We start from the raw sequence: 20,659 nt of genomic DNA, 5'->3' as shown, positions 1-20,659 counted from the left end.
TCATTCGCACCAAGAAAAACCAACGTCAATTGGAAGTTTGACCGCAAGGCAAACTAGGCCTTAGGCGTAGCTGCTTTGCACCATCATCGCCGCTTCGGGAAAGAACAGCTTGGGCAGCCCCTTCAAAGGCTCCGGCATGTAGTCGCGGGCATTGAAAGCGCGCCACTTGTTGCGGTCTTCAAGCAGGCGGTCAGCCACGGCCAGCAGAACCAGCGGGTTCACGCCCATGCCGATATGCGAGCAGATGATCTCGATGTTCTCGCGTGGTGTGTCGTCGTCGAGGTCCAGAAATTCTTCGGGGATCATGGCCAGGTCTTCGTGCACCACACCGTCATACGGACTGTAGATGGCAACCAGCGGCACATCCTGCGGCGGCTCGTGCAGCGCAAGTTCTTCAATCTCGGCTTCGTTGAGAAGCTCTTCCACCGGGCGGCCTATGATGAGCCGGGACGCCATGCGGACACCCTTGTTGATGCCGTTATGGTGGCCTGCGCGCAAATTGGCGGGGCTGCCCAGGGTAATGACGCGGTCAACATCGTTCGGGAACATGCGGGCGAGTTCACGGGCGTAGACGCCACCAAGGCTCTGGCCGATGAGGGAGACGGCTTTGCCGTTCTCATCTGCCATCGATTTGATCCGGTCGCCGAGAAGGCCTCCCAGAGTGGCGATGTAGTCCATGCTCTTGGGACCACGGTTGATGCCAAGGCCCCAGCTGTCCGCAACAAAACCGCGACGGTTGAGGAAACGGTTCAACGGGCGAAGCGAGACTTCCGGGCCTGAAAAGCCGGGCAGGGTCAAAACCGGCGTGGCGCCATCCGCACGGGGTGCGATTTGATCGAGAAGCGGTTCAGTCAGAACCTTTGCGGTGAACTCGCCACCGGCCCAAAGCGCGTCGCCCTGCAACCGTAGGAAATCAAGCGTGGTTTTAACTGGCATATGACCCTTCGCCCGAAGGCGAGCCCTCATGTGAAATTTTCAACAAGAGTGTGACGCCTTTTAAATGGGCACGCTATGCCTTTTTGAAACCCACATTATGCCTATAATTTGGGCATTTGTGACGGTGGCTACATTTTGGACGCTCATGATTTGATGTCAGACTACCGGGTAATTAGTCCGTATGCGGACTAAGCCTATGCCTCTGAAATCATGAGAGTTATCCGGATACCGGCGCGATGGCCCGCTAAAGCGTGCTGCCTGAAAAAGTGACAGTTTTGCAATAGACACCCTTGGCGGAGAGGGCCTGACACAGCCCATTGGCGGCCGTGCGCGAATTGACCGGTCCGGCCAAGAGTCTCCGAAAAACACCATTTTTACCGGTGTCGATTCGTTGGATCCTGACGTCCAGACCCGTCAATTCGGATGAATGAGCGGCCTTCAATTCAGCCCAGCCTTCCTTCAACCGGTCCAGGGTGCGGTAGGAGGCAAGGTGAATGCCTATCGCACTAGAAGCTGGTGCCGCTGGCGCTGCCGCCCTAGGCGCTGGCGTTGCCTTGGCAGGCTTTGGAGCCGCTGCAGGCTTTGCCGGCATGGGCTTGGGCGCTGCTTTCGGCACTGAGGCGGTGATCGGTCCCAACGCGCTTTCCAGAGCAGCCATGCGCTGATCCAGTTCGCCTTCACGGCTGACCAGCTGCTCAAAACTCGGTCGCACGATGGAGTAGTCGAGTTTGAGCTGCGCCAGGTCGTATTCGAGCCGGGCAAGCCGGGCTTCCATGGTTTCGCCGGGAATGTTGGAGGGCAGATCGGCCTGAACAACAGGCGCAGGACTGCCAATAGAGGCTGTGGTTATGTCAGATGTGTCGGGCGTCTGGGCGCAGGCGGCAAGGAGCAAAGACGCCGCAAGCGCGCAGCCTGCATGGCGGGCCTTGCGGGTTGTTGCCTGTCCGGGCGGCTGTTTTCTGCCCATAACCACCACCTCATCGCGGGCGGATAGGGAGCCAAAGCTGCCAAATCCGCGCGAATCAACGAAAAAACGTCCAACATCGCTGGTACCCGTGCCCCGGGCAGGCGTCAAACCTGAGCTGGTTGAGCGCCGCAGGGGATAGCCCCAACACACGCTGCCTAACCGGGCGTCGATGCCGAAGAAGCCGCCATGATGATTAACAAATGGGCAGATTCATGCTTCAAGCACGGAAAAATGCTCTAAAATTAACCAAGAAATCTATTGGTTCTTCTGGATTTTCGAAGATAGCTGCAAGGTTTACGCAGGTTAACAGGCGTTTGCGAAGACCGGCCCGGATCATGCAATCCGGACCATGAAATTCAAAAGACGGGAGGCGCGGCCCGGCATCGGGGGATGTCGGCTGCTGCTGCCCGTGTCTTTGAAATATTGGGCGAACTTGTGAGAAGGATTGCCAACATGTTTGAAGGTGTGCCCGTTGAGGGCCTGATCGGCATTGGAGCGTTTATCGGCTCAATGATCCTGCTGGCCCTTATTCATGGGGTGAGCTCAGCCGTGCAGAATGCCCAGGCCTCACGCCGGGAAGCAGCGAAGCTGGTGAACCAATTGAGCAGCCTGGTGTCCACCAATGACGGCCAGACCGGTGGACCCAAAGGGCCCGGCCCGGCCGGATCGCCACGTCCCATACGGCGGCGCAAGGTCGTCAGCGCCCAAAAGTCTGCCGCCAGACCAGCCGACCGCACGTCCTATGGTCCGCGCAGCATGGCAGGCCGCTAGGCCGAACCGGCTTTTTACCGTTCACCGCTTTTGCAGACAGATTTTGCGGGCAGGCGCTGTGTCTGCTACTGCCAAGTCTGGGATTTTTGCATGCGTCGCTCGCGATTTGCGGGGGGATGCCTGTTTCCCGTGATCTGGATCTGTAGCAGGCGCCTTTATGGCTGGACTTAACGAAAAAGCACTCCGACGTGCGGTGATTTCCGCACATGATCTGGGCGCCGCCATACTGGCGTATCCCATTGCTGTGTTTTTGCGTCTTGGCCGCGAGGCCGCCGATCATGATCCAATGGTTCTGGGTCAGGCGTGGCTGCTGTTCGTCATTGTGGCGATGGGCGTCATGGCAGGCACCCGGCTTGACCGCGGGTCGTGGCGCTATGCCTCCATTGATGACGCGTTCCGGATCGGGCGGGTATCGGTCATCGCCAACATGATCTTCCTGCTGGCGCTGTTCCTGCTGTTCCGTGCGGAAGCCATTCCGCGTTCCGTGGTCCTGATCAACATCTTCGTGTTTGCAGCCCTGCTTGCAGGCCCGCGCCTTTTGTATCGCGCCTATCGCGATGGACGCATGGCCACCTTGCTGGAGCGCGGCACCCACTGGCGCATCCCGGTGCTGATCGTCGGGGCAGGGGACCAGGCCGAGGCGTTTCACCGGCAGATGCTGCGCGACACCGATGCGCCCTATCGCGTGATCGGCATTCTGGACGATGACCCGGCGCGCATTGGCACGACCATTCGTGGTGTGCGGGTGCACGGGCCTTTGGACAAACTTGCCGAGATCACCGACAAACTGGAACGCCGCGGGGCCCGCCCTGAGAGACTTGTGCTGACCGCTGATTATGACGGGTCAGCCAGCCGGTCTGATCTGTTTCATCTGGCGTCCGAGCTTGGCATGCGGCTGGATCGCATTCCGGCGCAAAGCACCCTGCGCAAGGAAGACGGCAAGCAGCTTGAAGTGCAGCCGGTGGACGTCGAAGACCTGTTGAGCCGTCCGCAAGCGCAGCTGGACAAGTCCGACATGCGCCATCTGCTGGCGGGCAAGCGCGTTGTCGTGACGGGCGCGGGTGGCTCCATTGGCTCTGAGCTGGTCTTGCAGATTGCCGAATTTGATCCGGCGAGCATCACCCTTCTCGATCAGTCGGAATACAATCTCTACGAAATTGATCGCGTGCTGGGTGAGGAATATCCCGACCTTCCGCGTACGGCGCATCTGTGCAATGTGCGCAATGCAGACCAGGTGCAAAGCATTTTCACCGACGCATCGCCGCAGGTGGTGGTGCACGCTGCTGCGCTGAAGCACGTGCCCCTGCTTGAGCCGCAACCATCGCAAGCGGTGCTCACAAACATTCATGGCAGCCGCAATGTGGCTGACGCCAGTGTCAAATGTGGTGCCGATGTGATGGTGATGATTTCCACCGACAAGGCATCTGACCCGATCAGCATCATGGGTGCCAGCAAACGTGTGGCGGAGTCCTATGCGCAGGTGCTGGACATTGATCAACGCAACCGGCCCAACGGCACGCGCTTCGTAACAGTGCGCTTTGGCAATGTGCTTGGTTCTGCCGGTTCCGTGGTGCCGCTGTTTCAAAAGCAGCTTGAAAAGGGCGGGCCGCTTACGGTGACCGACCCGGAGATGGTTCGCTACTTCATGACCATCCGCGAAGCCGTGCAGCTGGTGCTCTTTGCCAGCGCCCGCGAGATGAAACTGGATGCCAGCATCGGGTCTATTCTGGTGCTGGATATGGGCGAGCCGGTGCGCATCATCGACATGGCCCGGCAAATGATCCGCCTGGCAGGGCTGGAGCCTGACGAGGACATCGAGATCAAGATCACCGGTGCACGTCCCGGCGAGCGATTGTCCGAGCCATTGTTTGACAAGCGGGAAGAACACCTGCCGTCCGGACACCCCGGCCTTTTGCTGGCGCGGCCCGATGTCGGCGGTCTGGCGCAGGTCCGGCAATCCATCGATCACATGGTTGATCTGGCGCGCAAGAGTGATGAGGCGGCTGTCCGCGCAGCGCTGGAGGCACAGGTTTCCGGTGCGCCAAAGGCTGATGTGTCCGCTGCTGTCGCCAGTAACTAGCGCACCGCAGGGCTCAAACCGGTAAATCACCGCTGATTGCTGGTTAACGCCGATTTAGAGACGTAATAGTAACGCTCGGAAATCATACTTTATTTCGATTAATCGACCGGCTGCCGTATGCATCGCCGGAACGCTGACATCGACCAGACGCCTATCTGCAGAGAGCCTAAGACATGACTTCACCTTCTTCCGACACGCGCCCCCTGGCCGTGGTCATCCTTGCCGCCGGCAAGGGGACACGCATGCGGTCGGACATTCCCAAGGTGCTGCACAAGATTGCCGGCAAGAGCATTGTTGGTCATGCGGCGTCTGCACCGGCGCAACTATCACCGGACAGGCTGGTGATAGTTGTCGGGCCGGGCATGGAAAGCATCGCAGATGACGTGCCGGGCGCCGTTGCTGTCGTTCAGCATGAACGCCTGGGGACGGCTCACGCGGTGCTCACCGCGCGCGAGGCACTTGCCGATTTTGATGGCGACCTGATGATCCTGAATGGTGATGTGCCGCTCATTCAACCCAAAACGCTGGTGGACCTTCGTCAGTCCATCAAGACGGGCGCTGCTGTGGCCGTGCTGGGGTATCACTGCAGCACCGAGCATGCCTATGGACGTTTGATCATCGACGTGAACGGCGCGCTGGACCGCATCGTTGAAAACAAGGATGCGACCGACGCCGAAAAGCAGACCAACCTGTGCAACTCGAACGCGATTGTTCTGGCTGCGGATCACGCCTGGGACATTCTGACGGCCATCGACAATGACAATGCCCAAGGCGAGTACTACCTGCCGGATGTGGTCAAGGTTGCGCGGGCCAAGGGGCTCAGCTGCACATACGCATTGGCGCCGGAAGATGAAGTTCACGGGATCAATTCCCGCGTAGAACTTGCTCGCGCTGAAGGCTTTCTTCAGACGCGCCTGCGCCGACGCGCCATGGAAGAAGGGGCAACTCTGATTGCACCCGACACGGTATTTTTCAGCCACGACACAAAACTGGGTCGTGACGTCATCATAGAGCCGCATGTGGTTTTCGGACCCGGCGTCGTGGTGGCCGACAATGTGACTGTCAAAGCGTTCTCGCACCTTGAAGGCGCGACGGTTGCAGACAGTGCCACAGTGGGACCCTATGTGCGGCTTCGACCGGGAGCGGATGTGGGCGTCGGGGCGAAGATCGGCAATTTTGTGGAAGTGAAGAAGGCCTCGATCGAGGAAGGCGCCAAAGTCAGTCACCTCTCCTATATCGGCGACGCGCGTATCGGCGCGCACGCCAATGTGGGGGCTGGCACCATTACCTGTAACTATGACGGCTATGACAAGCACTTCACCGATGTCGGGGCAGGGGCGTTTATCGGCTCCAACACGTCTCTGGTGGCGCCGGTCAAAGTTGCCGATGGCGGTTTCACCGGGTCCGGCAGCGTTATCACCAAGGATGTAAGCGCAGACGCGCTGGCAGTGGAACGTGCGCAGCAGAAGGAGGTCGCCGGATGGGCTGCCAAATTCCGCGCGCGCAAGGAAGCTGCCAAGAAGAAAGGGTCTTAGGCCATGTGCGGCATTGTTGGTGTCATCGGCAAAAGCGATGTGGCTCCCGTCATTCTGGAGAGCCTGCGACGGCTGGAATATCGCGGCTATGACAGCGCGGGCATTGCCACCCTGGTGGATGGCGCCATTGATCGCCGCCGGGCGACCGGCAAGCTCAATGCGCTGTCAGGCGAACTGGATGCGTCGCCCCTGAATGGCACCATCGGTATTGGCCATACCCGTTGGGCCACGCACGGTGCGCCCACACAAAACAATGCACACCCCCACGCGACAGAAAATGTGGCGGTTGTTCACAACGGCATCATCGAGAATTTTCGCGCGCTGCGGCAGGAGCTTGAGGCTGCGGGTGCAACCTTCTCATCAGACACCGACACTGAAGTCATTGCCCATCTCATCAACGGGTATCTTGCAGACGGCAAGACACCCAAGGACGCGGTGGAAGCAACACTTGCGCGCCTGGAAGGTGCCTTTGCGCTGGCGATTGTCTTCAAAGGCGAGAACAAGCTGATGATCGGGGCGCGGCAGGGCAGTCCGCTGGCGGTCGGCTATGGCGACGGGGAAATGTATCTGGGGTCCGACGCCTTTGCCCTGGCCCCGATGACGAACCGGGTGGCGTATCTAGAGGATGGCGACTGGGTCGTCATTACCGATACCAGCGCTGTTGTGTACACCGCCGATGGCCGGGAAGTGTCACGTCCCGTGCAGGTTGTTCCGGTGTCTGCGGCGCTCGTGGACAAGGGCAATCATCGCCATTTCATGGCAAAAGAAATTCACGAGCAGCCGGAAGTGGCCGGGCATGTGCTGGGTCACTACGTAGATCCTTTCACGCAGACAACGCGGCTGCCTGATCTGCCGTTTGATCTTGCGGGCATTCCCAAGATCACCATCGTGGCCTGCGGCACGGCCTACTACGCAGCTGTGGTCGCCAAATACTGGTTTGAGCAATTGGCGCGTGTTCCGGTGGAAGTGGATGTGGCATCAGAGTTCCGTTACCGCGAAGGGGCGATGACGCCGGGCGGACTGGCGCTCTTCATCAGCCAGTCAGGCGAGACCGCAGACACACTCGCAGCCCTGCGCTATTGCCGTGCCAACGGACAACACATTGCAAGTATCGTGAATGTCACCGAGAGCACGATTGCGCGGGAGTCGGATCATATTTTCCCGACGCTTGCCGGTCCTGAAATCGGTGTTGCCTCAACCAAGGCCTTTGTGTGTCAGCTGATGGTTCTGGCGGTGCTTGCGATTGCCACTGCCCACAAGCGCGACACGATTGATGATGCGGAACATGCGCGCCTCACAAGCGAACTGACGGCCATCCCCCGGCACCTGTCAGACGTCCTGCGGCTTGAGCCTCAGATCGAGAAGCTTTCTTACGAGCTCTCCAACGCGCGTGACGTGCTCTATCTGGGGCGCGGTGTCAGTTTCCCGCTGGCGCTGGAAGGGGCGCTGAAGCTCAAGGAAATTTCCTACATCCATGCGGAAGGTTACCCGGCGGGCGAACTCAAGCATGGGCCGATTGCGCTTATTGACGACACGTTGCCGGTGATTGTCATCGCGCCTTGGGACAAGCTGTTTGAGAAAACAGTGTCTAACATGCAGGAGGTCATGGCGCGTGGCGGTCGGATCATTCTGCTGTCCGACAAGCGCGGCATCGACATTGCCGGAGATGAGGCGAGTGCGCTGTTGCAGATGCCGGACGTCGATCCATTTACGGCACCTATTCTCTATGCCGTTCCGTTGCAGCTCATCGCCTACCATACGGCGGTCCACAAGGGCACGGATGTGGATCAACCGCGCAACCTCGCCAAGTCTGTGACGGTCGAGTAAGCGCAGCAACATCTGTAAGAATTGAAACATATTTCGATTCATTCACGTGAGAATACGCTCGAATTGCGTCTCTAAACTGCCAAAAAACCAATCCTGCAAAAGCACTTCGATGCAACGCCTCCTGGGTCAGAGTTTGACTTAACAGGGCTGTATGGGTGCGATCAGGAGGCATGAACCTCCGCCATACGTCTGCTAGGTTGAAGGAGTGACGTGGTGGAGCGATTCGTGACAGCTGAGACGACCACATTTGGCGTATCCCTGCGGGGGGTGACCCTGAGTGCTTTTGTGGTGCTTGCAGCGGAACTTGCCATGCCCGGCGCGGCTTTGTCGCAGGCGCAGCCGCAAGCTCAAAGTCAGGCACAAACTCAGGCAGAAGCTGAAAAAGCGATTCTGGCGCGCACCAATGAGGCCACGCAGGCGCTGATTGATGGACGGCTGGATGAAGCGCGGCGGCTGTTTGACGAGATCATCGCCACCAATGCCCAGCTGCCACGCATCATGGCGGCGGCGCATTATCATCGCGGCATCATCCATCAAAAGCGCGGCGCGTTTAACGAGGCAGCTGCCGACTACACAACGGCCCTGTGGCTGGAACAACTGCCGGACAACATGCGCGCGCGCGCCCATTACAATCGCGGCACGGCGCTGGACAATCTGGGCCAGCAGGAGCGCGCCAAGCAGGACTTTGATCTGGCCATCTCGCTGGCACCAGACATGTCGGCTGCCTACAACAACCGCGCAAATGTATTGCGCCGGGTTGGAGCGCTTGAGGCGGCTGTTGCGGACTATGACCAGTCCATTGCCCTTGGAAATCCGCTGCCGCACCTGCCGCATTATGGCCGGGCCATCGCCAGGGAAGCCCTGGGCGACATAGAAGGCGCGCGGGCCGACCTCGAAAAGGCCATCTCTCTGGCGCCGGACTATGAACCCGCCAGCGCTGCCCTTGCGGCATTGCCGGAGGCACCGTCGGCGCTTGCGGTGGCTGCAGCGCCTGAGGCTGTGACGCCTGCCATGTCCGCCATGGCTGACTTGGCGGATCTGCCGCCGGCGGATGTCACGATAGTGGAAACGGCCATGCTCCCGCCGCCACCTGCGGCAACGCCCGCTCCGGCACCCGTGCCCACGCCTGTGGTCACGCCTGTGCAGCCTACGCGGGTTGATGTGCCAGCGCCTGTTACTGTTGCTTCTGCTCCGGTCGCCATCCGCCCGGCGGCGGTTCCGCAGCCAACGCAGCAATTCGCACAGGCTGCTCCGGTCAATGAAGCGCGGCGGATCACGACGGCGGGCACAGCCCAGCCAGTTGAGGTGACCCCGGCAGCACCCATGCCGATGATGGGCACGTGGACGACGACCATTCTGCCTGCGGGGAGCAATGCAGTTCTGACGCTTGATGATGTCACGCCACAACCTTCCCTCCCGGCCAAAGCGTTGCGGACATCTCAGGAAACGCAGGTGGCGGCCATGGCGCCTCAGCCCAAAACCGGGCTGTCCTTTCCAGGTGTTGCTGCTGATACGTACCGGCAGGCAGCGCTTGCGCCAGCGCCGGTGCCACAACGCAGTTACGCGCCCTCGAGCGCAACAGGATATGCGGTGCAAATTGCAAGCTTCCGTTCTGAGGCTGAAGCCGCACTGGCGTGGGAGAGTGTCCGGTCCTCCCACGCCACCACATTGCAGGACCGCGAGCACCTGGTGCAGCGCGCCGAGGTGCCCGGCAAGGGTACGTATTATCGTCTGCGTGTTGGTCCCATGGCGGGCAAGTCAACCGCTGCTGCCCTGTGCAACACGCTCAAGGCTGAAGGCCAGGACTGCTACGTCACCAAGTTGTAAGGCTGTGCTTTGACGTCTGTCGTTTACGGACTGTCCGGCGTGTGACTAGACTGCCCCGAAAACAAATTCGGGGAGACGATTGATGGTTGCAGCGCTCAAGAGCGAGTTCCTTTGTTCCATGGCGGCATCGCTTGATGCGTCGCTGCCGGTTGGGGCAGGCCCCATCGGCAATCGCATGGTGGCCTATGTGGCCAGCGGCACTGTCGAAGGCGACAAGCTCAAGGGCGAGATTTTGCCGGGCGGCGGCGACTGGGCGCTGGTCCGCCAGGATGGCTGCCTGGTGATTGATGTGCGCATCTGCATCAAGACCCATGATGGTGCCATCATCTATGTGACCTATGGCGGGCGGATGGATATTCCCGCCGACCTCCAGCCCAAAGTGTTCAATCCGCAGACGGCTGAAAGCGTTGATCCGGCGGATTACTATTTCCGGACATGTCCGCTGTTTGAGACGGGTGATGAGCGCTATGCGTGGCTCAATCGCATTCAGGCTGTGGGTGTCGGCCGTCTCACCTCCACCGGCGTCAGCTACGACGTGCACCAGATCCTCTAGATTTGCAGGACGGATTTCTGGACAGGCCGCACACGAGGCCTAGCTTTGCAGCTATGACAGATCACGAAGACATGCCCCATTCGGACACCAGCGAGGAAGCGCAGGCCATTGCGGCGGCCCGGACACTGATTGCGCAATATGGCGAGGACGCCCAGGTCATTGCCATGATGCGCGTCTCCGAGTTGGGGTTCTCAGGCGATATCGAGGGCTACACCCATTGGGAAATGGTACTGGCTGCTGTTGAGGTGCTGACCGACGAAGCTGGTCCGTCGCGCCTCGACTCCTAGGGTCAGATGTCGTTTTGACCGGCGGGGGATGACGGGCGGCTTGCCACGTAAGCCGAGCCAAACAGGCAAAGACCAACACCTAGCGCTCCCAATGCCCAGTGCATGTCTGCACCGAATATCATCCACGCAGATGCCAGCCCCATGCTGCTGAGTGCAAAGAGCTTGGCGCGCGGCTTGATGACCCCATAGGTCTCCCATTCCACAATGAATGGCCCCAGCAGCTTGTTTGAAATCAGCCAGTGGTGAAGCGCCGGCGACCCCTTGGCAAAAGCCCAGGCGGCGACCAGCAGAGGTCCTGTTGTGGGGATCAGCGGCAAAAACACGCCAACGGCGCCAATAATCAAAAATGTGACGCCAAGGGCGATCCACAAGCCGCGACGGGACATGTGCAACCAGCTATTGCGGAGCTCTTCCTTCACGGCCTCTTTGATGAGGCGGTCGGTTTCCGCAGGGTCTGTCTCGTCATCGTTGAGCCGCAAAAAGGCCTCCGCGGATGCTGCTGCATCCCACATGCCCAAATTGTTGTGCGACATCGGTCATTCCCCCTAAACTCCCGGCCAAACAGTATTGAACAACATAAAACATGGGGAACGCGTTAATGACCCAGGACATCGGGATCACCTCGCTTGGCGGATATATTCCGCGCCTTCGCCTACAACGTAAGTCTGTTGCAGCCGCACACCAATGGCTGGCACCAAATTTAATGGGCAAGGCCAAGGGCGAAAGGTCGCTTGCCAACTGGGATGAAGACGCCCTGACCATGGCCGTGGAAGCCTCCCGGGACGCTCTGGGGCGGGATGATGACCGCAGCCACATTGACGCCATTTACTTTGCATCAACCACGATGCCGTTTTCCGACCGCCTCAATGCGGGGATGGTGGCAGCGGCCCTGACGCTGGAAAGCGGCATTCAGTCTGCTGACATCGCATCTACCCAGCGCGCGGGCACAACGGCCCTCATTCAGGCTCTCAACGCCGTCGGCGCGGGTACAGCCAGGAATGCGCTGGTGGCCGCCGGTGAACACCGAAGGACACGGGCTGCCAGCACGCAGGAGATGGATTTCGGGGATGCGGGTGCTGCTCTGACCGTGGGGGCCGACAAGCTCATCGCCAAGTTCATCGGCAGTCATACGGAAACGGTCGATTTTGTTGATCACTTCCGTGGCGAAGGTGAAGAGTTCGACTACAACTGGGAAGAACGCTGGATCCGCGACGAGGGCTTTTCCAAGATCGTGCCCAAGGCGATTGCAGAGGTTCTGGACAAGACCGGTGTGAGCGCCGACGGCATTGATCACTTCGTGATGCCGTGCACGTTCCCGCGTCTGCCAGCCACCCTTGCCAAGAAGTCCGGCATTGATCCCGACAAGGTACGTGACAACCTGGCGCTCAATTGTGGTGAAGCGGGTGCCGCCCACGGGCTGGTGATGCTGGTGCATGCGCTACAGGACGCAAAGCCCGGCGAGAAAATCCTTGTGCTTCAGTTTGGCCAGGGCTGTGACGCGCTGATCTTTGAAACAACCGACCTCATCGGCACCATGTCCGAGAAGCGCGGTATCACCGGATCGCTGGCGCAGGGCCGCCAGGAAGACAATTACATGAAGCTGCTGGTGTTCAACGAGCTGGTTGAATGGGAGCAGGGCATGCGCGCGGAGCAGGACAACAAGACGGCACTCACCACGCTTTACCGCAACGAAGACATGATCATGGGTCTTGTGGGTGGCAAGTGCACCAAGACGGGCACAGTCCAATTTCCACGCTCGCGCATTTCGGTGAACCCGAATGACCACACGGTGGACACGCAGGAGCCCTACAAGTTTGCCGAGAAGGAAGCGAAGATCCTGTCCTGGTCAGCTGACTTCCTGTCGTTCTCCAAGGCGCCGCCAAACCACTACGGCATGGTGACCTTTGAAGAAGGCGGCCGGATCATGATGTCGTTCACCGACGTTATACCGGGTACGGTGGATTCCGGCATGGAGGTAGACCTTGCGTTCCGCATCCACTCCAAGGATTCACGGCGTGGGTTCACGCGGTACTTCTGGAAGGCCGTGCCGCGTGTCAGCGCGCAGGCGGGCGCAACCGCTCAGGCGGCTGAATAGTGGCAACGCTCCTTCTCGTTCACGGCGCATGGCATGGCGCGTGGTGCTGGGACAAGCTGGTGCCTGTGCTTGAAGCACAGGGACACACAGTTCTGACGCTTGATCTGCCGGGGCATGAATTGCCGGACGGTGCGCCTGCGACCACCACGCTGGAAGACTATGGCCGCGCGGTTGCATCCCTTGCCAACACACAAAGCGAGCAGGTTGTGCTGGTGGGCCATTCCATGGGGGGCGGTGTCATCTCGCAGGCCCCCAGCTACTCGACCAATATTGCCGGGCTGATTTATCTGGCGGCCTTCGTGCTGCAGCATGGCGACAGCATCGCGGCCCTTGCCGGCGCGTCGGAAGTGGATGAGCTGAGCGACCATGTGGACATGGCACCGGACGGCGGCCGGACGGTCATTCAGAAGGGGGCTGGCAGCTTCGTGTTTTATGAAGACTGCACACCGGAAGATCAGGCCGCAGCCAATGCACGGCTGATCCCGCAACCCATCCAACCCCTGATGGATGCTCTTGAAGATATGGAGGGCAGGGCAATGGCGCTGCCTGCAATTGGCATCGTCTGCGAACAGGACCGGGCGGTACATCCCGGCCTGCAGCGCATGATGTATGACGCGCGCAACGAGATGCCGACCTATGAGATGGACGCCAGCCACTCTCCGTTTGTGTCGAAGCCTAAGGAACTGGCTGATCTCATTACAAAGGCTGTCACGCACATGGCAGAAGCATCATGACCCTTGTCGGACTTATCGGCCGTATTCTCCTCGGCACCTACTTCTTGCTGCCGGGGATCATGAAGTTTGTTGATCCATCGTCCGGCATGACGCTGATGACGGAACGCGGCATGCCACTTGTGGAGCCGCTGCATTGGGCAGCTGCTGTCCTTGAAGTTGTTCTGGGGGCGATGCTGATCATCGGTTTCAGGCCGGTCATCGCGGCACTGTCACTGGCGGCCCTCACGCTGGCGATCAATATCGGTGTCCATAATTTCTGGGCGGTGCCGGAGGACCTGGTGTTTGCCGAAGCGCAGCTGTTTGTGAAAAACACGGGCATTCTGGCGGGGCTTTTGGTTACGAGCGCTTGGGAGTATTCTAAGCGCAATTAGACATTTGAAGAGAAACCTTGAACTGAAAATCGGCTGCGCCAAGGCGGCCAAGCGGAGGAACATCAATGGCTAGCGGCATCAAAGACAAAGTCGCCATTCTGGGCATGGGCTGCTCGAAATTCGGCGAGCGGTGGGACAGCGATCCAGAAGACCTGATGGTCGAGGCCTATCTCGAAGCCATGCAGGATGCAGGCGTTGAGCCGACACAGCTGGATGCGGCGTGGTTCTCCACCCACATTGATGAAATCGGTACCGGCAAGGGCGGCACGCCGCTCTCCATCGCGCTGAAGCTGCCGAACATCGCCGTGACCCGGGTGGAGAATTTCTGCGCCTCCGGGTCTGAAGCGTTTCGCGGGGCCGTCTATGCGGTTGCGTCGGGCGCCTGCGACATTGCTCTGGCGCTGGGCGTCGAGAAGCTGAAGGACACGGGTTATGGCGGTCTGCCGACGGGCAATATGGGCACGCTCATCCCGCAGTGGTCACCGACGGGCTCTGCGCCAGGCAACTTCGCGCAGCTGGCGTCGGCCTATCGCGCCAAGCACGATGTGTCCAAGGATGATCTCAAGCGCGCCATCGCGCATGTGTCCGTGAAGAGCCACGAAAACGGTGCCAAGAACGGCAAGGCGCATCTGCAAAAGGCCGTGTCTGAAGAGCAGGTGCTCAACGCGCCGATGATTGCCGAACCGCTGGGTCTGTTTGACTGCTGTGGTGTATCAGACGGCGCCGCGGCGGCCATCGTCACGACACCGGAAATCGCCAAGGCCATGGGCAAGCATGACATCGTCACCGTGAAGGCGCTGCAGCTGTCGGTCTCCAACGGTCTGGAAAGCCAGCACAATTCCTGGGACGGCTCCTACTTCCACACGGCGCGCATTGCCGCCAAGAAGGCCTATCAGGAAGCAGGCATTGAAAAGCCCCGCGATGAAGTCTCGATGATGGAAGTGCATGACTGCTTCTCCGTCACCGAGCTTGTCACCATGGAAGACCTTTTCATCTCGCCGGAAGGGGGCGCTGTGAAAGATGTCATGGACGGCTTCTATGACGCGGATGGTCAGGTGCCATGCCAGATTGACGGTGGGCTCAAGTGCTTCGGCCATCCGATCGGGGCCTCAGGCCTGCGGATGCTCTACGAAATGTATCTGCAGCTTCAGGGTCGCGCAGATGCGCGTCAGTTGGCGGATCCCAAGATCGGCCTCACCCATAATCTGGGCGGCTCGCCATCGCAGAATGTGTGCTCGGTCTCGATCATCGGGGCGCACGGGGCCTAAGGCCACGCGGTTCAGTTCAAAAGAAAAGGCCGGGGAATTTCCCCGGCCTTTTTGTTGTGTGGTGTCTGGCGCGCCTAGTTGATCTGGCGGACCGCGAAGCCTTCAAAGCTCTCAGCTACCGTGTCATCCACCATGTGGCTGTAAGCGAGGTCGAGGCCATTGTCTGTCAGGGTCCGCTTGTAGACGCGGTAGTTGGCTTCATCAGACCGCTTGAACGACAGCATGGTGATGGTGAGCGTATCACCGGCAATGCGCGCCCAGGCACAGCCGACCTGTGACACGGGATTGCAGTCCGCCTGCGCTTCAAAAACGCCTGGCTGTGCTGTTGGATCAAACACCAGAGTCATGGAGTGCTGTTCTTCTTCACCCGCTGACCACAGCACTTCGCGCTGGGACACGATGAAGCCGGTGGCGCCTTTTGGATAAATCTGCACGTCCAGGTCTGTGCCCCGGAAGTCCACATTCTCCATGGCACCGGTTGTGGCTGTCACGCCATCGCCCAGCCATTGGCCGAGGAACGGCTCGATCCCGGTAAACGCATTGGCCGACGGCGCACCAAACATGGCAGCCATCGCTGCCAATGCGGCTGCCAGACGGAGTCTGGCTTTCAAATTCTTCATGGTTTTCTCTCCCCTAGGCCCGGCAGCTATTGCGCTCGGGCTGTCACGCTTCCATCCCGGATGGTCCGTCATTTGGGTGCGGACTCGTTTCCTTGGATGAAAGCCTAGCGCCGCTGCGGCCAAACGCCAACGGGGCAGGAGTGCAGTGCAGCAATTGCCACGTTAGAAGCGCGTATATGCCTACTGAACCGCCATATATGCTGCAGCGCGCAATGCCGCGTTTTCGCGGATCGAGCCATAGAAGAGATTGTAGTCGTAGACGTGGTAGTCCTCGTTCTCGAACACCAACTCACCAAACTCTTCGGGCGGCAATTGATCCATGTAAGCAATGCCATCGCGGCACTGGACTGAGAACTCCAGCACCTGCGGATCGGCCAGCCGGGTCACGGGCTGTTCTTCGCCCAGGGCCGCTGCATAGGGCAGGGCACCTTTGTGCAGATCACCGCCGGCAGCCTCGCCATCGTCGCTCCAGCTGAGCGGATTGGTACAGTTGATGGCGCGACCGGCGACGGGCACGAGGTCGCTGCCTTCCCAGATGCGTTGCTGATCAAACCACACTTTTGGATTCCCCTCGGGGCCAAAGGAGTTGAAGCTGACAAGGCAGCCCGTCTGATCAGGCTCCGTACACGGAGGAACATGCGCCAACAATCCGTCAAACAGGTGCGACGGCATGGACATGCCGACGGGATAGGCCGCAACAAGCCGCTGCTTGAGCTCGGGACGCTTGAGATAGTCCTGCATCAGGCGAATGAGGTGCAGCGAGCCCTGACTGTGGGCGGCAAGGATGAAGGGACGGCCATTGTTGTAGAGGCGAATATACGTCTCGAACGCCCGCGCCACATCCTGATAGGCAAGGTCGAGCGCCAGTTCTCCCTGAGACTCGTCAAGCTCCGCCCAGGGTTCCATGAAGGCATAGATGCCCGCCTGACGGTAGCGCGGCGCATAAATCCGACCGGCCAGATTGTAGGCACTGGCCTGATGCGCCATCACCGCATTGTCGATGATGTAGCGAGAGGCCACTTCGTTGATGTCCGCGTTCCATGCGTCGCTGGAGAGGAACGTGGTTGGATGGATGAAGAAGACATCGATCCGCGCGGCGTCATCTGCGACAGCCGGTGACATGCCCGCCGGGCTCAGATCAGCCGTATCCGCCCGACCGGGCATGGCGGCCCAGGCGTCGGGTGTCTCATAGTCTGGTGCCGCAGGCGGCGTGAACGCGGCAAACGGTTTTCCCGGATTGACGTAATAGGCAACCAGCTCCCCACGGAACAGGTACGCCGCAGCACCCCCAATCGCAATCAGCGCGACAAGTCCCGCTGCTCCCCAAGCCAGATATCGCAGCATGCATGTGTCCTTTTTTAGTGATTTGACGTGGATGCCTGATACCGTCGCTTCAGCAATGGTCGGATGACTTCAATGCGGACTTTTTTGACCTTCTCGGCGCCAAGACAGCTAGCATGCCATATTTCCTAGGCGGACAATTAGTTGTTGAGATAGCAATTTTTCGACGACGGAAAAGACGTCCTCACTATTTGCGCGGAGACGCTGTAGCTTGGCTAAATCCATTGAATACCTCAACCGCTAGCGGCAAGGTGTTCTCTGAAACTAAGCTTAACTTTTGAAAGTCGAAGAAGGGTCCCAGTGCAAAACGAATTAAATGCAAATGCGAGCACAGCCGGGTCGCTCTTCTCGAGCTCGGTTTTCGAAGTACCACCATTTCAGCGAGAGTACTCTTGGACCAGCGACGAAGTCAGAGAATTCTTCAATGATATTCAAGGTGCCTTGGATCAAGAGAGCTATTTCTTAGGGCTGGTGATAATTACAGAAAAGGAATCTCGGCGGCAGATAGTTGATGGGCAACAGCGGATCGTGACTCTAAGTCTGCTTGCTGCTGCACTTTACCATGAAGCAAAGAATCGTGGTCGAGAGGCGCTCGCAGACCGCCTCCAAGCAGACTTTTTGCGTTCAATTGACTACGCTACTGATGAGACAGATCCGCGAGTTATCTTGACTGATCCCAAGGACAACGAGACGCTTCAAGACATCATTGACCATGGCTCAAACGCAAAAAAGGCCAAGGACGCGGAGGGGGTCTCCGCGCAAATGCGTGAATCTTTTGAACTAGTCTCAAGATCACTAGCTGCGGATTTGGCGTCCGATCCGTTTAAGCGGCTTGGAAAATGGACGGAGTTTATAACTCACAAGCTCTATTTTGCCGTTTTTGCACACCCAGATCCCGCAACGGTCTATAGCCTGTTTGAAGTTATCAACACTAGAGGTAGAGATCTTACGACGGCGGATCTGCTGAAGAACTATATACTGAGCCAAGTAAAAGAAGGTGAGAAGCTTGCTATTTACAAACGGTGGCAAGACCTTGCGGGCGCTTTCCCGTCCTCTGGCTCGACCAGCTATGTCCAGTTCATACGACATGCTGTGACGGTAGAGAGCGGGCATGTCTTGCCTCGCGACCTTTTTGCATTCCTTGCAGGGAGAAACAAATCATCAACAAAGGAACCACCTACGGCCTACGGCCTCTTAGATCTATTAGAGTCCCGGTTTCCATTGTACTCTCAAATCGTCGATCCAGCACTTTCCGGACCAGCAGACGACTTTGCGCTGCGGGTGTTTCTTGCGCTCAACCAACTCAATGTAATCACAGTCCGTCCCCTGATGATGGCTATCAGCGATTTGCCGAATCCGCGTGAGGGCCTTGAATACGTTTTAAAACTGGTCGTTCGGAGGATGGTTGTCGGTACGCTTGGTACAGGTAACATTGAAAGACGATTTTCCGATGCCGCAAAAAGAGTTTTTGATGACAAGACTTGGACATTTCTGGAGACAGAACTTGCAGATCTCAACCCCAGCAAAGACGACTTTATTAATCAATTGAAGAGGCGTTCCTTCAATAAAGGTATCTTGACATTTCTGCGAAGTTCAATAATTGGCGAAACTATTGCCCCTAGTGAATACCACACGCTGCACTTTATCCTCCCGAGAACTACGACCAATTGGCCCGGATTTAGCGACGACGAGCGCTCTATCTGGGTACCGCGAATTGGCAATACCTTATTGTCCAATGAAAGCAGGAGACCTGAAGGTGCATTGACTTGGAAGGGCGTCAAGGAAGCATTGTTTCCTACAGCGATCGACGGTGAATGGACAGATGAGCTGGCTGGGCACGAGGCATGGAATGTCGAAGCTGTTAGATCTATTGGAGAACGCTTGGCAGAAACCGCTGGGAACATCTGGTATGACTAGCGGCACTTCACCAAGTGCCGATGCAATTGTTGAAAGGATGCTGGAGGTCTTTGACAGAAGAGTTGAAATTCCAGCTCTTAAAGCTCTGATCTCTGCTCTGAAGGCCAATGACGACGCGGCTACTCTGGCGGATGCTGCTATAGCTATTGATTCCAATGCCGTCCTAAGGATACCGCAGCATGAAAAAAGCTCTGATGTTGTTGACTACTTGTCCGGACAGCATTCCGGCCCAATTATCTTGCCTGGACAAGTCATCCAAGAATACTGGAACAACCAGCTGGCTGCGGTTGATTCTATCTCTAAAGGAATGCAGAAAAAATTTGATACTTTTCAGAGCGAAGTCAACAAGTACAAAAAAACCAATAGCGAATCGTTCACAAAAATTAGCGATGGGCTTGAAGCATTCAAAGACGAAAATAGCGAACTATTTCATCCTGACACCGTTCGTAAAACGATTACTTTTCTGGAAACTCTAGCCGACAATGCAATTGTTCCTTATGCACCACGCATGGCTTTCCAGCAGGTCGCCCGGCACCGAAAAAGGGTAAAAACGCCGCCCGGCTTCCGTGATGACGGCGACGGAGACTTTTATGTTTGGGTAGATTTACTTTTTGGGCTGCTGTCAATTTCTGAAACAATACAAATGCCGTCTAAATTGATACTAGTTACCAACGATGGAAAAATTGATGGGGTTTATCCCCTTGACGCAAGTAGAATAACAAAACCCCCATTCAGAACATGTTGCGAACGGGGCGTACCAATGGGCAAAAAGTGCTTGCGCGGCATGCCGGCTCAAGTATGTTACGCTACATGAGCGGTTCACCCGAGTCTGATCTGGATGAGGCCCTCGAGTACATCCGTCGACTGTCGACGCACCTTGAGCAACTTGTCCTCCACATCTACCACGCTGGCAAAACAGCCGGTGCGGCGGAAGCTCGCGCAGAGTCAGCCTCCGCTATCCAGAAAGAGATGCAACTTGCCCTCGAGCGAGTGCTGGCAGGCCAAACTGTCGACGGCGCAACCGCTGAAGTTGTGGATCGCGCCGACCTGTCCGCCTCAACCCCACCCAAACGCGCCAAGCGGGGTGCGACAAAAAACGCCATCCTTGAAGTGTTCGACCTGTTTGACCATCCAGAACGTGGACGCTCACCAAGCGAATTGCGCGACAAGATGGCCAGCCTAGGCATGCCCAGCGTCACAGCCACGACAGTCCGGACAACACTTCACCGCCTTAAAGACAGCGACCAGGTGGAGAAGCGCGGTTCTCTTTGGTTCAAAATGCGAGAAGGCCCCGCCGAAGCGAGGCCTTCAAGTTCTAACGTGGGGCCGGTCACTGGCCGGGGGAAGGGCTTCCCACCTTCTGCCCCCGAGGGTTCGATTCCCTCCGGCTCCACCGCTACCCCGGACGATGATCAGTCATCCGGGTCAGATGATCAGGAGGCATGGAATGACATGCTTTCCTGATCGCGGCACACCCCCAGACCCGTCGCGGGAGAAAAGGAGTATCCCATGTGGCAAGCCGTCTTGTTA

Annotated in this window: 19 protein-coding genes; 14 read left to right on the top strand and 5 right to left on the bottom strand. The window is 58.2% G+C overall.

The window, feature by feature from the left end; translation table 11 throughout:
- Positions 1 to 60: 60 nt before the first annotated feature.
- The gene (locus BN1012_RS06735) at positions 61 to 936 is read right to left on the bottom strand and encodes an esterase/lipase family protein (protein ID WP_052534720.1); all 876 of its coding nucleotides are present in this window, start codon (positions 934 to 936) and stop codon (positions 61 to 63) included.
- 244 nt (positions 937 to 1,180) lie between these two features.
- Entirely contained in the window at positions 1,181 to 1,903 is a 723-nt protein-coding gene (locus BN1012_RS06730; protein WP_145973433.1) for an SPOR domain-containing protein, read from the bottom strand.
- A gap of 453 nt (positions 1,904 to 2,356) precedes the next feature.
- Between BN1012_RS06730 and BN1012_RS06725 the strand changes: the two genes are divergently transcribed.
- The 7 genes from BN1012_RS06725 (at position 2,357) to BN1012_RS06695 (ending at position 10,783) form a co-directional block, all read left to right on the top strand.
- Positions 2,357 to 2,674 carry a hypothetical protein gene (locus BN1012_RS06725; RefSeq protein WP_145973432.1) on the top strand — a complete coding sequence of 106 codons (318 nt, stop codon included), beginning with the start codon at positions 2,357 to 2,359 and terminating at the stop codon, positions 2,672 to 2,674.
- Positions 2,675 to 2,831: 157 nt separating this feature from the next.
- Entirely contained in the window at positions 2,832 to 4,754 is a 1,923-nt protein-coding gene (locus BN1012_RS06720; RefSeq protein WP_043949037.1) for a polysaccharide biosynthesis protein, read from the top strand.
- Between the two features lie 173 nt (positions 4,755 to 4,927).
- Positions 4,928 to 6,289 carry a bifunctional UDP-N-acetylglucosamine diphosphorylase/glucosamine-1-phosphate N-acetyltransferase GlmU gene (gene glmU, locus BN1012_RS06715; RefSeq protein ID WP_043949036.1) on the top strand — a complete coding sequence of 454 codons (1,362 nt, stop codon included), beginning with the start codon at positions 4,928 to 4,930 and terminating at the stop codon, positions 6,287 to 6,289.
- Positions 6,290 to 6,292: 3 nt separating this feature from the next.
- Positions 6,293 to 8,116, top strand: a complete 1,824-nt coding sequence (glmS, locus tag BN1012_RS06710; RefSeq protein WP_043949035.1) for a glutamine--fructose-6-phosphate transaminase (isomerizing) — start codon at positions 6,293 to 6,295, stop codon at positions 8,114 to 8,116.
- Positions 8,117 to 8,341: 225 nt separating this feature from the next.
- Positions 8,342 to 9,943: an SPOR domain-containing protein gene (locus BN1012_RS06705; protein WP_145973431.1), complete on the top strand. Its 1,602-nt coding sequence runs from the start codon at positions 8,342 to 8,344 to the stop codon at positions 9,941 to 9,943.
- An 82-nt stretch (positions 9,944 to 10,025) separates the two neighbouring features.
- The gene (locus BN1012_RS06700; protein WP_043949033.1) at positions 10,026 to 10,496 is read left to right on the top strand and encodes a DUF3237 domain-containing protein; all 471 of its coding nucleotides are present in this window, start codon (positions 10,026 to 10,028) and stop codon (positions 10,494 to 10,496) included.
- Positions 10,497 to 10,549: 53 nt separating this feature from the next.
- A complete protein-coding gene (locus BN1012_RS06695) occupies positions 10,550 to 10,783 on the top strand; it encodes a hypothetical protein (protein ID WP_043949032.1) in 234 nt (77 codons plus the stop codon).
- A 2-nt stretch (positions 10,784 to 10,785) separates the two neighbouring features.
- On the opposite strand, the gene BN1012_RS06690 is transcribed toward BN1012_RS06695, so the two are convergent.
- A complete protein-coding gene (locus BN1012_RS06690; protein ID WP_052534719.1) occupies positions 10,786 to 11,316 on the bottom strand; it encodes a YbaN family protein in 531 nt (176 codons plus the stop codon).
- Between the two features lie 65 nt (positions 11,317 to 11,381).
- Between BN1012_RS06690 and BN1012_RS06685 the strand changes: the two genes are divergently transcribed.
- The 4 genes from BN1012_RS06685 (at position 11,382) to BN1012_RS06670 (ending at position 15,251) form a co-directional block, all read left to right on the top strand.
- A complete protein-coding gene (locus BN1012_RS06685; protein WP_043949031.1) occupies positions 11,382 to 12,878 on the top strand; it encodes a hydroxymethylglutaryl-CoA synthase family protein in 1,497 nt (498 codons plus the stop codon).
- Entirely contained in the window at positions 12,878 to 13,612 is a 735-nt protein-coding gene (locus tag BN1012_RS06680) for an alpha/beta fold hydrolase (RefSeq protein WP_043949030.1), read from the top strand. The genes BN1012_RS06685 and BN1012_RS06680 overlap by 1 nt, the downstream gene beginning before the upstream one ends.
- Positions 13,609 to 13,983: a DoxX family protein gene (locus BN1012_RS06675; RefSeq protein ID WP_043949029.1), complete on the top strand. Its 375-nt coding sequence runs from the start codon at positions 13,609 to 13,611 to the stop codon at positions 13,981 to 13,983. Before BN1012_RS06680 ends, BN1012_RS06675 begins: the two co-directional genes overlap by 4 nt.
- A 65-nt stretch (positions 13,984 to 14,048) precedes the next feature.
- Positions 14,049 to 15,251 (top strand): acetyl-CoA acetyltransferase, encoded by a 1,203-nt coding sequence (locus tag BN1012_RS06670; RefSeq protein ID WP_043949028.1) that lies wholly within the window; start codon positions 14,049 to 14,051, stop codon positions 15,249 to 15,251.
- Positions 15,252 to 15,325: 74 nt separating this feature from the next.
- Here the strand turns inward: BN1012_RS06670 and BN1012_RS06665 are convergent, their stop codons facing one another.
- Complete coding sequence (locus BN1012_RS06665) at positions 15,326 to 15,871, bottom strand: hypothetical protein (protein WP_043949027.1); 546 nt, start codon at positions 15,869 to 15,871, stop codon at positions 15,326 to 15,328.
- Between the two features lie 180 nt (positions 15,872 to 16,051).
- A complete protein-coding gene (locus tag BN1012_RS06660; protein WP_043949026.1) occupies positions 16,052 to 17,215 on the bottom strand; it encodes a DUF3089 domain-containing protein in 1,164 nt (387 codons plus the stop codon).
- A 297-nt stretch (positions 17,216 to 17,512) separates the two neighbouring features.
- Between BN1012_RS06660 and BN1012_RS06655 the strand changes: the two genes are divergently transcribed.
- The 3 genes from BN1012_RS06655 to BN1012_RS06645 are packed head-to-tail and all read left to right on the top strand — an operon-like array spanning position 17,513 to position 20,593.
- Complete coding sequence (locus BN1012_RS06655) at positions 17,513 to 19,129, top strand: DUF262 domain-containing protein (RefSeq protein WP_043949025.1); 1,617 nt, start codon at positions 17,513 to 17,515, stop codon at positions 19,127 to 19,129.
- Positions 19,122 to 19,943 (top strand): PIN-like domain-containing protein, encoded by an 822-nt coding sequence (locus tag BN1012_RS06650; RefSeq protein ID WP_145973430.1) that lies wholly within the window; start codon positions 19,122 to 19,124, stop codon positions 19,941 to 19,943. The genes BN1012_RS06655 and BN1012_RS06650 overlap by 8 nt, the downstream gene beginning before the upstream one ends.
- Positions 19,940 to 20,593 (top strand): hypothetical protein, encoded by a 654-nt coding sequence (locus tag BN1012_RS06645; RefSeq protein WP_043949023.1) that lies wholly within the window; start codon positions 19,940 to 19,942, stop codon positions 20,591 to 20,593. The genes BN1012_RS06650 and BN1012_RS06645 overlap by 4 nt, the downstream gene beginning before the upstream one ends.
- The last annotated feature ends 66 nt before the right edge of the window (positions 20,594 to 20,659 follow it).

Origin of the sequence: Candidatus Phaeomarinobacter ectocarpi, from assembly GCF_000689395.1 — a bacterium.
Taxonomy (GTDB): domain Bacteria; phylum Pseudomonadota; class Alphaproteobacteria; order CGMCC-115125; family CGMCC-115125; genus Pyruvatibacter; species Pyruvatibacter ectocarpi.
The sequence above is the reverse complement of the archived record's forward strand: the minus strand, read 5'-3'. Positions and strand labels throughout refer to the sequence as shown.